The following is a 13,313-nucleotide window of genomic DNA, read 5'->3' on the forward strand; positions in this document are numbered from 1 at the left end:
TGCATGCTTGCCATGTGGCATGCATGCAGGTTGCCCTTCAGTATTACATGTTAATTACTTTAATCCCATCGGTTTGAGCATCTGAAGGGTTAGCGCTTTTCAACCACTCCGCCAGTTGTAGTAATTTATAATCATGGTTTTTATGATCGTAGTCGAGACGTTTGCACAGCTGCCACATTTCTTTCCAGTTTAAGTTCAATTTAACATTTTCTTGTTTCACGACAGGAAGCTTACCTGGTTTTTCGATAACTTGTTTTTCTTTAATGACGGTATTGACCAATTCAATGGCAGATGTTAGCTCTTCTGAGGCTGGGTCTTCTAACCAGGGAGATTCTTTGGCATTTAATGATATAGGCCGTTTGTCGATTTTAATTTTGCAACCTTTACCCACCAGTTGACTATCATCGCCATTAAAGCCTGAGTTGCTGATGGTTTTGAATTGGTTGAATTGTATGCACATGTCATCAAGTAAACCATTTTTGATGATTTCTACCTTATCCAGTACACCACCAATAATGGGAATATCTTTAATGACTTTCTCCCAGTATTGATCATCCACTTTTCCCATAGGCCGTAAGCCTTCAACATTTTTACCTGTCGCGGCATGATAGTTGAGTTTAATTACAGAAAGGTAAATATCATATTTGCGGACACTGTCATAAATATAAGCGCCTTTTTGTCCCTGGGATTTTTTAATTATTTCGAAGACTTGCTTACGGTCCTCTTCTTGCTGGCTTTCAAAAAGGGCTAATAATGTAGGTAAATAACGTCGAGATTGACTTTCTGAAAAGGCGAATTTGTTTTCAACACGCCATGTGGTATTTTCTAATGTTAAGGGTTCATTGTAGGCAGCACCATATACATTATCTTGTGAGCGGTAATGATGTTTAAACTTCACCTTCAGTGTACCCACATAGTATAAGGTGTTTTGCAGTTCGCTACCCACGGCTTTTGTTTCTTTTTCAGTTTGGCTCAGTGAATAGGGAATCGCATGCCAGGAACGGTTATGTCGCTCGTAGTTTTCTTTTTGGGTTTTACTGGACAGTACCACGGTGCCGACAAAACAACGTTTTCGCCAGTCAAAGGGCTGTTGTTTGCTATAGTGGGATGATAATGTAAATTTGCCATTATCTCCGGCTTTAAAGAGTGTTGCGGCGGCGACTTCTCCGTCAAATAATTTGCCATACTCAAATTTTTTCTCGTGGCTTTTCATTAACTCTTCGTCAAATAAATCTTTTTCCGCAAAAAAACCTTTATTAGTACTCGCTTGACGATGGTTTAACCAGTGTTTTCGCTCTTTATCAAGAACCAATGTAAAGTCGGTGCGGAATAAGGGGCGTTTATGCAGGTACTTTTGTTTATCTGCCTCTCTCATTTGATAAGGACCAGAGCCGATAAGTCGATTGATCGGCTTGTTATTTTCGTGGTCATTACCTTCAATACGAATTTGACGCTGACTGTCTTTATTATCACCAACACAAATGTCGTAGGTATAACTTAATTCCAGCCGGTGATGTTGTTTCCACTGTGTTTTATCGTGAAATTTAAGAGCCAACTCTCTCGACATTGGCTTGGTACCGGGGAATACATACGCCCCAAACTGGAAGCGCGGGAACAGCACGACCCCATAATACCCTTCATAATCCTGTTCGTTATCCAGTAAATTATCTTCGGCCAGGGGTAAACACACATCGGTAAATGCCGGTCCAGTACAATCGCTACCCCACATAATGCGTCGGGGTTTTAGGCTAATCGGTAAAGGTCGTTCCAGTCGGACGCCTTGACGTTGGGTGAGTTCGGCATATTCATCATTTTTATAGAGTACGACAATAATGCGCACTTGATCCAAAGGAGAAATACCGTCATGGGTTTTCAGGTATTCTTCCATCATCACCCAGGGTTTGTCAGCACCTTTGTCAGAGGCGAGTGCACCATAGGGTCGGACATACATAGCGGTAAATTTATAGATATCGTTGTTTAACCGGGCATAATTTAAATCAAAGTTGTGCATTAACACGCTGAGATTTTCACTGTTAATCGCGTGTATGGGAAAACATTGCTGAAAGTTACAGGGTATAAAATATTTACTGTGCACATCACTGGGTTTTGTTTGTGTCGGTGTTGATAGCGATCCACCTTCCATTTGCTTGATACTGTAATAGGGATAGGTAGCACTTTGTGCACGTTGATTGGCTTCTGTAATGCGTTGAATCAGGGGATGGCTTGCAAAGTGTGTACTGGATTGCTGCTGCCAGCTCTCTGCATCCCAGATATCCTTCATGTCTAGACAATCCATCCAGAACTGATCCAGGTTGTAGTCAAAGTTAACCAGATGAGGGTAGTGCCAGGTTTCAGCATTTAATACGAAAAAGTCGATAAACTCTTTGATTCGAAGTTCATTTAAACACTGGTCAGCGAGTGCTTGATCTGACTCAGTTTTCGGTTGCTTAAAGACACCACCAAGCTGTTTGCCATAGCGATAAGAGGCACGCATCAGTAGCTTTAATAATGCAGTCAGTACTTCTGCGCGAATGCGGTATTGGTTATTTAAATATTTGATATAGTCTTTTTGATCACTGGGATCGGGGCTGGCATCAATACGGCGTTGGTTGTATTTTGAGCGCTTATCGAGCTGATCTTCTAAACGTTTTTCAGCGAGCCAATAACTGAGTATAGAGTCAAACGCAGTACGGTCAATGTATTCTGCCATGGTCATGGCACTTTTAGCCGCCGTTGGCAGCAGCATGATGGCGGTAGCAACCACTGCAAATTGGGGAACTAGCGCTGCCATTCCTACACCAGCATTAAATACGGCCATCAGCATTTTTTGTTGCTGTTCTTCTAAGCCCATGGCACTGTTAACCTGGGCAAAGCGGTATTTTTCTAAGACTTGCATGGCTTCCCGAGAAGGCCGAAAAATAAACTCAGCATCCGGTAATGCCACACAGACTTCAACCCGGCGACTTTCTTCGTAAAAAATCGAACCGTTTTTTTTATTTATCGGGTAGGATTCACCGGAAAAGTCAGTGTCGACTTTTTTAGCTTGAATACCCTTTTTAATAAAAACCTTACGAATATTATCCACCCGTCTTTTGGATAGCATCATATTATAATGATCACTGCCTAAGGGGCAGGCGTGTCCGTGTAAAGAGAGCTTAGCTTTTGGTTGGTTATTCACAAGTTCGATGATATCAGTAACAGGGATATCATCTGTCGTATCGTCATCAAGGCCAAAGCGAATATTCGCACGAAGTTCAATGACACCGCCTTTAAAAATACGTTTAACGGGCAAATAACTGTTGGTTTTTTCGGCAATTTGTTTTAATTGTTGTTCAGCTTTGTGAACGTCAGGGTCACCAGCTTCAGCAATAGCTTTTTTATACTCTAAAACACAGGTTTCGTAGTCTTCGACCGTTTTTTTGGCTTGTGATTTAGCTTTACTCAATAACTGATATTCTTTATAAACATCAAAAAGACCAGAAAATACACCCCAGGCTGCCATTGCTCGCATACCGACATACAAAAGTCGAGGCGGAATCCCTAGTTTGGCTAAAATGGCATATTCTTCTTTTGCGGCACTAAGTCCTCGAGGATCTCGAGGGTTAAACCAGTCTTTTACATCAAAAGCTTTTCTTAGCTCATTAAGACTATATCTTCTCGCACTGAGGTCTTCGGTCAAATTTGTCAAAAGATCTCGTGCACCCGCGGAAAGCTGTGGATTTGTACCCAGTATATTAATAAAATTATTTATTCGGCCAGTATAATGCTCATACTGTTTCTTTAATTCGTAGGCTTTTTTGAGCGCGTCATAGTTGCCAAGTAAACTCTGACTTTCCAGCGCAATATGCATAACCAGTGAAGTATGATGATATTGCTCATCCACTAAGAATTGGTGAAGAATATCCTTGGCGGCATCAATACGTGATTTACCATCAAACCCTTTGATAAGCTCATTAGGTTTAACCGTGGCAATTTGGGCAACTTTTTTGGAATAATCATGGCGCACATTAATATCATGCATATAGGCGTTCAAGCCAGCAGGAACATCCGTTTCGCCACCTTCGCCCTGAGCTAAATCGCGAGTGGCTTTAACGACATCTTTTAAAATATCCGGAAATTGCTTTAACATCGCTTCTTCCAGATGAATCGGATCACCATTAATTAAGCAGAAATTCGCCGTAGGGGTTTTATAGGCAAAGGCAATGTTTTCTTTGAGTTCGTAGTAGAAGAGACCATCTTCATCGGTTTGAAAGGCATGTTTTTTCTTCGACCTTGTAATTAAACCTGTTGCATCTTCTGATAAAGTAACTCGAATATTATATAGCCCTTCCGCTATTTTTTGGTTGCGTTGAGTATTGATAATAATTGAGGAGGGTTTTTTAAGGTTGTCACCACCATATTTTGCATTGATGATATTATCTTTTATGTATTCACTTTGATGTGGCCAAAGCTCAACTGTTACATCTTCAAAAAGCTTATCTGAAAATGAAATAATAAGTACTTCTACTTTAGGGACAACAATTGCTTTAACTTCATAATCATCCCCAACCGACTCGTACCATTCTGTATACCAATCCTCATCAACGTCATCAGGGGCACGCATATACTCTTTTTTAGGTAAATCGCACAGTATGGTGACCTGATTGGAGCTACCAGGCTGCTGTAGTTTCTCCTCAGTCACCAACTTCTGTACTTCAGGAAGAAAGTTTTTTTCGCCATGCTCGCAATATATATTGCTGATAATGCGGGGATTGGGGAAAAAAATATGTATTTTTTGGTTATGCTCAAATACGCGTCCTTCTCTAGAACCTTGAATAAACGTGTTTCGAACTAAATTGACATAGCCTTGGTAATTCGTTGTCCATAATACCGTTTCGTCCTGATTCGTTTCTGCAGAGGGACGTCTCGTAATAAATAAAGTATCAGGGATGGGCTGCAATGAATTCTTGATAATATTGCCACTCGTATCAAAGTCGGCAGATACCAGATACAATGTTGGTAGCTTAAATACTGCGTGATTCATGACTTACCTGAATAAATTAAAAGTTATAAAGCGTTGTTTGAGAAGTATTAAGCCCAACATCTTGTAATTTATAATAATTAGTCAGGTCTATCTCAACTCTTTTATTCGTTTTAGTGTCATGAAAGCTTAGTGCTGATCGCCAAAGTAAAGTATCATCAAAAGGATCAAAGGCTCTGGGTACAAAATTTCTATCGAATTCTCTAATGATGGGATAGCTTGGCTTGCTAGCATCAACAATAACATGACCTCTTGATTGATACTGGAAATGAAACTTATTTCCAGTTGGTGTACGTATAACGCCTTCTTCACTGATTCGTTCGTAAGGTCTTTCAAATAGCAACTTGCCAGTTTTTAAATCCCTAACATGCATTTTATTAGAGCGGAAAAATACAATCTTGGTGTCATTATCAATTACCAAAAAGGCATTGCCACGTTCACCGTATTTATCACTAAGAATATCTAATTTTGCGGTAGGGATATGATATCGCTTAAAATCACCTGCTTCGTTGTAGTAAATGGTTTTACTATCACTGGTCCATTCAAATGAGGGGATAACGCCGCCATGGCTTAAAACCTTCATAGTCTTGGTTTTAATATCGTATAGGCGTTTTTCATAGCGACTATTAATCGAGACTGCAAATACGGTATAACGGCCATCAGGTGAGGTTTTTTGCGTTCGTAAAATCCCATTACCAACATCTTTGTAAGATACTCGACGTTTTAAATCGGTATGGTCAAGTTTCATACTCCATACTTCATATCGGTAATCAGTTTTACCTTCGGTATGAGGGGGTCTTCTCCACAAGAAAGCCATACGTGGACTATCATAGCTTTTGGTGTCTTGCCAGACTTCATCCGCAAGTTCGTAACCCCACTTGCTTTTCTTTTGCTGTGAGGCCGTTTGCTCTTGTTTTTTGTCCTGATTGGCTGGCTGTGGTGACTCTTCTTGCTGGCAACCTACCAGCAAAACCGATGCTGTCAGGGCGAGTACTGTAAGAAACTTATTCATACCTATTCCGCTGCGTTGATCTGTACTGTTGGGAACGCTTTTAAACTGCGACTATTGTACGACGTGAGTTGTGCCAATGCGTTTACAGACCTCTCAAACTGTGGGGCTATCCTTAACAGTATTGTTTATATTGGTTTTATTCTGTAACAGATGAATAACGTAATGTTAAATGCTCAACACCCAGAGCACTTCACGAAGGGTATGAGGGGAAAACACGACAAATAAGGTTACTTACTCCGCCCGTGTCAGAAGGCCATCCATGGTCTCTGCCACTCACACTGCTCCCGGCAGTTGCTGCATAAACAACCTCATCCGTCGTTTTGCCAGCATTTTGCTTTGGATGATGTTGTTGAAGGAAGAGGAATACCCCATTTGCTTTTAAATGAACACTTGTTGTACTTCGATCTATGCCCATGACAGCCAACGGCTGGATAACGTACGTCAAACTGTTTGCCGCAAGGATGCGGTAATCAAGCTTCCAGGGATGGATTCACGGCGTGTTTGAGGGATGTTATGTAGCCGTTGGACAAACAGAAAATACTGTGATTGCAAATTGCTTGAAATTCATGACTTATTGATCTGGTCTATACTTTCTTCGCAGATCCTGCATCCTTGATATATAGCCTAAATTCTAAAGTACTAAGTTAGTACTATAAAATAAATAGTACTACGTTATTAGTGTTTGAAATAATATTTCACCAAGTTAATTTTCGGGAAAACTATACGCAAAATGAAGGGTTTTTAGTGGGGGGTTGTTTGGTTTGTTAAGACTAGCGATAGCAGCCAAAATTGTTTTAAAAGTGCAAACAGAGTTCGAATTCACTGTTTGCTTCACCAATCCCAATAATAATTGATGTTATGTGTCAAATGAGGGTTGTGCAGCCTTCTCCAAATGTCGAGAGCCCCACTGTTGTAGGGAATGAATAACAGGGGCTAATGTCTTACCATACTCAGTCATAGAATACTCAACTTTTGGGGGGACCTCTGGGTAAACTTTCCTTGCAATTAAATTATCTGCTTCAAGCTCCCGTAGTTGTTTTGTCAGCATTCTCTGTGTTACTTCGGGCATTACACGACGTAATTCGTTAAAACGCATAGTTTCTGATAGCAGGTGGTAAAGAATTACGCCTTTCCACTTTCCTCCAATGACTTCTAAAGCAGCCTCAACTGGGCAACCAGGATTACAGTTATAGTTTGTGTGAGCCATTGAGAACTCCATTAGTATATAAAAGGATACTATGTATCACTAATGTGCGTACTTACTTAGTTTGTTAGTACAGTGTATTCTGTCAGCAAGTTTACAGCAACCATATATGTAGTTAGGAATGATCCATGAACAATCCAATTATTGAAGACCTTCGCTGGAGATACACAACCAAAAAATATGACCCAAACAAAAAAATTCCAAAAAAGGATCTTGATGTACTTTTTGAGGCCATGCGTCTCTCTGCATCATCTATAAACTCACAACCATGGAAATTCGTTGTGCTTGAAAGTGATGCGGCTAAAGAGCGTATGAATAAAACATTTGCTAATAAATATCATTTTAATTAGCCTCATGTTTTTGACAGCTCGCATATCATTCTTTTTGCGCACAATCCACGTTACTCGCGAGAAGATTATGCTGAGGTCGTGGATAATGGCATAGTAGATAAACGCACCAAGCCAGAAAATAGGGAGAGTGCATTTGGTGGTTTCATGTTTGCTGAACTTAACACTGATGAAAACGGGTATAATGGCAACTGGACAAAAGCACAAACCTACATAGCGCTTGGCAATACGCTACATACTTTAGCACGCCTCAGAATTGATTCTACTCCGATGGAAGGCATTGATATTGAGTCAGTAAATGAGGAGTTTAAAGAAGAGCTTAATGGCTATCATTGTGATCTGGCCTTAGCTATTGGTTATCATCACTCTCAAGAAGATTACAACGCAAAGCTTCCCAAGTCTCGGCGCAGCATGGGCAGCATTATGGTTCGTATTTAAAATAAACACATAATTGTTGTATGCACACGGACAGCAAAAAGCATCGTTTGTTTCTCAATATGTTTTTTGCTGCCAGTGATGCAAGGCTTTATGTATCGATGGAGTTAGAACAGAACAGTATTAATTTAATATTAATACTATGCCTGTGGAGGTGTTCCTTCGCCATTAGAAACAATGGCATCAATTTGTACCAAAGCATCCATAGGAATTGCTGAAACGCCAATTGTTGTTAATGCAGGTAGATCGCTATTGAAGAATGTTGTGTAAACTTCGCCTACAGCATCAATATCTGCAATATTTTTAAGTTGGATATTGATTTTCACTATATCGTCCATAACGTGATCAATACTTTCCACAATTGCCTTGATATTTTTTAAGCACTGTTCAGCCTGCTCTTTTGCAGCACCAGCGATAATTTTACCTGTTTTTGGCACTAAAGGTAATTGTGCTGAAATATTATTGTAGTGAGAAAAGGCGACAGTTTGTGTAGATAGAGAACTTTTTGGCGCATTTTCTGTATTATTTGGTTTGATGACAATACCATGTCTGTCTTCAACAGCTTGGGGAGGGGTACCATCACCGTGCGATACAGTGGCATCAATTTGTACCAAAGCATCCATAGGTAAACCTTCAGCCGCAACTACTGATCGTGCAGGAACGTAGCCTACGGTTCTAGCGATAGCTGAGTCTGGGAAAAATGTGCTATAAGCTTCGTTTACAGCTTCAATATCTGAGAGGTTTTTTAGGTGGATATTAATTTTAACAATATCGTCAAAAGGAACGTCGATACCTTCTAAAATTCCCTTGATATTTTTTAGGCACTGTGCAGCTTGCTCTTTTGCCCCTCCTGCTACGATATTACCTGTTTTCGGATCGATAGGTAATTGAGCAGAAACATGGTTGTAATGTGAAAAAGCGACAGTTTGTGTTGATATAGAACTTTTTGGCGCATTTTCTGTGTTTCTTACAATTTTTACGAGATCGCAAGGCACTTGTGTACCTGAACCTTCACCGTTTGTAATAACAGCATCCATTTGTACCAACGCGCCGTCCATAGGTAAAGCTGCAACGGCAAGTGCTGTCCGTGTAGGAAGATAGTTTTGGAAGAAAGTTGCATAAACTTCGTCTACAACATCAATATCTGTGATGTTCTTAAGGAATACATTGATTCTAACGACATCGGACATAGTATGGTCGATGCTTTCTACAATGGCTTTAATATTGAGCAAACACTGTGCAGCCTGCTCTTTTATTCCTCCAGTTACAATTTTGCCTGTATTAGCATCTACAGGTAATTGTGCTGAAATATTATTGTAGTGAGAAAAAGCGACAGTTTGTGTAGATAGTGAACTTTTTGGCGCATTTTCTGTATTTCTTGAATTTTTTATAATACCGCTACTCATATCAGTATTTCTCCTCTTGAATATTTTTTTTTACGTGCTTAACAGTTCGAATATATCCTTCACAAATCATTTTTATACCCCAAGGGGCTTGTTGTCCGCGTTCTCAACAAGGATATTAGGAATGCAGTTCATGCAGGCGCTTTTAACTGCAACTCCAGTCACTTATTGATATAACCACCCAGCAGCGCTGCTATATTAATTAAAGCAGCTACCGTAAGTTTCACAGCAGTAAATTGCCCAGGGGCTTTATCACTTGACGGCCGCAGCCTTGTGCCCTAGGGGTAGAAAAAAACTTCGTTATGGGTATACGTTTGAAAAAAATCTCAGATTGGAAAATCAAAACTCAGAAAAAATGAAGAGTGGTGTTTTGCATGGTTTTTGTCAACATCGATGTCGTGTTTTATAACTTTTGTGGCTCAATCTTTAATATTGTGCAAGTTGATAAGCACTAGTGGGAAATAAAATTGACAAATATCAATTTTATCAGCTGTGTGGCAAAAAATTATGTATCTTAAAGACATTACAATGAATTTTCCAATCAAATAGTTAAAGATAAAACAGTTTTTTTATTGGCAGGTTAAGTATGCCAATAAAATCTTATTTTTAAGTTAAATAATTTTTACGATACAACCAAAAGGGCATTTTTAGAGGTGTCCAAAATATATAGCCTGAATTTTGTGATGTACTCGATGAGCTACAAAGTGCAGGATAGTTTCATATAAAAATAGTTTGTAATAGATAGAAATTGTGCTAGTGCAATGCAACCCCAGTTTTTACTATACCTAATGACTATTAAATGCACAGTTTTGGTCATTTGATTAAAGGATGCGGCAACCAAACTGGGATATATTCAAAGTTTTTTCTCAGTTAATTTTCTTGCCTTTTCATTAAGCGTTTTATTGATAAGCCCTATCGTTTAAAAAATGTATGTTTAAGGTGTGCTATTTTTGAAGAAAGTTACACTTAAAAAAGATCAAGCAGGGCTTAACTTGCAAAATGACTATCGAGGTTGAGACTAAAACGCAGGATGTGCATGACGACTTGAATAGTAACTTAAAGCAGTTATTGATTCAGATTGCGTGCGAGCTGGCGGAAGAGCTGCACCCTCATTTGGGACGTTTAAAGCATGTCACACTAAAAAGTGACCTGGATAGAGACCTGGGGTTTGATAGCCTGGGGCGAGCAGAATTACTGGTTCGGCTTGATCGAGCTTTTAAAATTCATTTACCCGATGAATTGTTGAGTAACGCTAATAGGCTTCAGGATTTGTGGGTAGCACTTCAAGAAGCAAAGCCTGGGGAAAATGTTATAGAAGGCTATGAATTCGTCCCCACTCAACACAGCTTGCCTGAAATTGAAGCCCCTGTGATGGCATCTACGCTGGTTGAGGTACTGTGTTTTCATGCTTCGGCACATCCTGAGCGACTCCACTTGAAGGTCTGGCAAAGTGACACCCAGGAGCAAAACTTGACCTATGGAGCACTTCATCATGCTGCACTCTCTGTGGCACAAGGCTTATTAGCGCATGGTTTAGAACCAGGTGACCGAGTGGCAGTGATGTTGGTTACAAAACCTGAGTTTTTCGAGGTATTTTTTGGAATATTGTATGCCGGTGGTGTGCCTGTCCCCCTTTATCCTCCGCTGAGACAATCACAGGTTGAGGAACATTTGCGCCGTCAGGCAAATATTCTGACCCAAGCTGGAGCGGCGATCCTTATAGTCGGTGATGAATTGCAGCAGGTGGGCATGTTGCTATTTGGTCTGGTGACCAGCCTTAAGCATATCAAAACAGTCCCCGAGTTGAAGAACTGCGGTAGTTTAGCCACACCTGTGCCGGCAGGTGCTAAAACCATGGCACTGATTCAGTTTACATCTGGCAGTACAGGTGACCCAAAGGGAGTGGTGCTTACTCATGCTAATTTGCTGGCGAATATCCGGGCGATGGGGGCCGCATTGGAAGTCAGCTCTTCGGATGTATTTGTAAGTTGGTTACCGCTTTATCATGACATGGGGTTGATTGGTGCCTGGCTTGGCTCGCTGTATTTTGGTGTATTTGCTGTGATCATGCCGCCGTTAGCTTTTTTAGCCAATCCTTCACGCTGGTTACGTGTTATTTCCCGTGTTCACGGTACCTTGTCTGTAGCTCCGAATTTTGCCTTTGAGTTATGTTGTAAAAGTGTGCGAGATGAAGATATGGCAGGCCATGATCTCAGCTCCTTACGGATGTTGATTAATGGGGCTGAACCCGTCAGTGCATTGACTATTGACCGTTTTAACAAACGCTTTGCGTCCTATGGCTTCCGGCCGGAAGTGATGGCGCCAGTTTATGGGTTGGCTGAAAATTCTGTGGGGCTGGCATTTCCGCCAGTGGGACGGAAACCGATAATTGATCGCATCGAACGTTCAGCCCTGACCTTACGAGGGGCTGCTGTGCCGGCAGCACGAGATGATCCTAATGCCCTTAGTTTTGTTGCTTGTGGGCGACCTTTGATCGGGCACCAGATACGCATAGTGGATGATGCAGGCTACGAGTTGCCAGAGCGAATGCAGGGGCGGTTGCAATTTAAAGGGCCATCGGCCACGACAGGTTATTTCGGTAATAAAGAGAAAACCGCTGCATTGTTTTCAGGTGAGTGGCTGGAAACAGGCGATTTGGCTTATATGGTCCGAGGGGATATTTATATTACAGGGCGGATCAAGGATATCATCATCAAAGCCGGTCGTAACATCTATCCGCATGAGGTTGAAGAGCAGGTAGGGCAATTACCTGGCGTGCGCAAAGGTTGCGTTGCTGCGGTCGCGAGCACTGATCCACACAGTGGTACTGAACAGTTAGTGCTGGTCGTAGAAACACGGTTGTTGGATACCACAGCGCGAGAGGCTTTGCGTAACAAGATTAGCGAAACCTGTAGTGCATTGCTTGATGTACCACTGGATATCATCATGTTTGTTCCTCCTCGCACCATTCCAAAAACGTCAAGTGGTAAGATTCGGCGTGCTGCGACCAAGGCGCTTTATGAGGTTGGGGCGTTGACTGCAAAACCAAAACATTTGTGGCTTCAGCTTTTAGCTCTCCTGATTTCGAGCATTGGTAGTCGAACTCGTCGAATGTGGCTGCGAGTGACTACCCTGTGTTATGCAAGCTATTGGTGGGGCGTGCTCGGTTTACTTTCAGCGCTTGCCTGGGTACTGGTGATGGTTTTACCCCGACGTCGCTGGCGACACCTTGTGGTTCATAACGCAAGTCAGCTGTTTTTCTGCTTAACGGGTATTCCACTTAAACGCTCTGGTGATGTTGCTGTACCTGAAAAAAATGTTGTTCTGGTGGCTAATCATTCAAGTTATTTGGATTCGCTGGTTATCACCGCAGCGATTGCCGGTGAGATTACCTTTGTTGCCAAAGCAGAGTTAGCGAAGCATCCATTCGCTGGACCGTCTTTACGTCGACTGGGTGCTTTGTTTGCCCGTCGAACGGAGGCGGCGGGTGGAGTGGCAGATACTAAACAACAATGCCAGGCTGCGCGGGCGGGAGAGCGTATTATGTCTTTTCCGGAGGGTACTTTGACCAGGATGCCGGGACTGCTTGCCTTTCACTTGGGTCCCTTTCAGGTTGCAAGCCAGGAAGGTTTACCAGTAATACCGATCACCATTCAGGGTACCCGTTCGATTTTACGTGATGGACAATGGTTTCCTCGTCGAGGACGTATCATTGTTCATTTTGATGAATCAGTGATGCCAGAGGGCTGTGATTTTAAAGCAGCGGTAAGTCTGCGAGATAAAGTGCGGTCCATGATACTCAAACGTTGTGAGGAACCTGATCTTGCTAAAGAACAGGTTGTTATCAGATCTAATAAAACGGCTGAGCAGTAATGAGATCACTGCTCTGCAG

Annotated in this window: 8 protein-coding genes; 3 read left to right on the plus strand and 5 right to left on the minus strand. The window is 41.6% G+C overall.

The features are described from left to right. Positions 1-43 precede the first annotated feature (43 nt). The 4 genes from ACQ96U_RS00840 to ACQ96U_RS00855 all read right to left on the minus strand — a co-directional run bounded on the left by ACQ96U_RS00840 (position 44) and on the right by ACQ96U_RS00855 (position 7,239). The gene (locus tag ACQ96U_RS00840) at positions 44-5,023 is read right to left on the minus strand and encodes an OmpA family protein (RefSeq protein WP_431719329.1); all 4,980 of its coding nucleotides are present in this window, start codon (positions 5,021-5,023) and stop codon (positions 44-46) included. Positions 5,024-5,039: 16 nt separating this feature from the next. Then, positions 5,040-6,032, minus strand: coding sequence for a TolB family protein (locus ACQ96U_RS00845; protein ID WP_431719330.1), 993 nt, complete (start codon positions 6,030-6,032; stop codon positions 5,040-5,042). Between the two features lie 190 nt (positions 6,033-6,222). Further along, on the minus strand, positions 6,223-6,477 hold the full coding sequence (locus ACQ96U_RS00850; RefSeq protein WP_431719331.1) for a hypothetical protein: 255 nt from the start codon (positions 6,475-6,477) through the stop codon (positions 6,223-6,225). Positions 6,478-6,888: 411 nt separating this feature from the next. Then, the gene (locus tag ACQ96U_RS00855) at positions 6,889-7,239 is read right to left on the minus strand and encodes a winged helix-turn-helix transcriptional regulator (RefSeq protein ID WP_431719332.1); all 351 of its coding nucleotides are present in this window, start codon (positions 7,237-7,239) and stop codon (positions 6,889-6,891) included. Positions 7,240-7,364: 125 nt separating this feature from the next. On the opposite strand from ACQ96U_RS00855, the gene ACQ96U_RS00860 reads away from it, so the two are divergent. Together ACQ96U_RS00860 and ACQ96U_RS00865 are read left to right on the plus strand one after the other, a co-directional pair. Then, complete coding sequence (locus ACQ96U_RS00860; protein ID WP_431719333.1) at positions 7,365-7,586, plus strand: nitroreductase family protein; 222 nt, start codon at positions 7,365-7,367, stop codon at positions 7,584-7,586. 78 nt (positions 7,587-7,664) lie between these two features. Next, positions 7,665-8,021: a hypothetical protein gene (locus ACQ96U_RS00865; protein WP_431719334.1), complete on the plus strand. Its 357-nt coding sequence runs from the start codon at positions 7,665-7,667 to the stop codon at positions 8,019-8,021. Positions 8,022-8,158: 137 nt separating this feature from the next. Here ACQ96U_RS00865 and ACQ96U_RS00870 read toward each other — a convergent pair whose 3' ends face one another. Next, entirely contained in the window at positions 8,159-9,424 is a 1,266-nt protein-coding gene (locus ACQ96U_RS00870; protein WP_431719335.1) for a RidA family protein, read from the minus strand. Positions 9,425-10,420: 996 nt separating this feature from the next. On the opposite strand from ACQ96U_RS00870, the gene ACQ96U_RS00875 reads away from it, so the two are divergent. Beyond that, positions 10,421-13,294, plus strand: coding sequence for an AMP-binding protein (locus tag ACQ96U_RS00875; RefSeq protein WP_431719336.1), 2,874 nt, complete (start codon positions 10,421-10,423; stop codon positions 13,292-13,294). Positions 13,295-13,313 lie beyond the last annotated feature (19 nt).

It is taken from the genome of Zooshikella sp. RANM57, from assembly GCF_050749885.1.
In the GTDB taxonomy this organism is placed as follows: Bacteria; Pseudomonadota; Gammaproteobacteria; order Pseudomonadales; family Zooshikellaceae; genus Zooshikella.

Bases quoted from the DNA above. Each gene is read 5' to 3' on its own strand.
- ACQ96U_RS00840 (WP_431719329.1), bottom strand. From the start codon at position 5,023: ATGAATCACGCAGTATTTAAGCTACCAACATTGTATCTGGTATCTGCC.
- ACQ96U_RS00875 (WP_431719336.1), top strand. From the start codon at position 10,421: ATGACTATCGAGGTTGAGACTAAAACGCAGGATGTGCATGACGACTTG.
- ACQ96U_RS00860 (WP_431719333.1), top strand. From the start codon at position 7,365: ATGAACAATCCAATTATTGAAGACCTTCGCTGGAGATACACAACCAAA.
- ACQ96U_RS00845 (WP_431719330.1), bottom strand. From the start codon at position 6,032: ATGAATAAGTTTCTTACAGTACTCGCCCTGACAGCATCGGTTTTGCTG.
- ACQ96U_RS00870 (WP_431719335.1), bottom strand. From the start codon at position 9,424: ATGAGTAGCGGTATTATAAAAAATTCAAGAAATACAGAAAATGCGCCA.
- ACQ96U_RS00855 (WP_431719332.1), bottom strand. From the start codon at position 7,239: ATGGCTCACACAAACTATAACTGTAATCCTGGTTGCCCAGTTGAGGCT.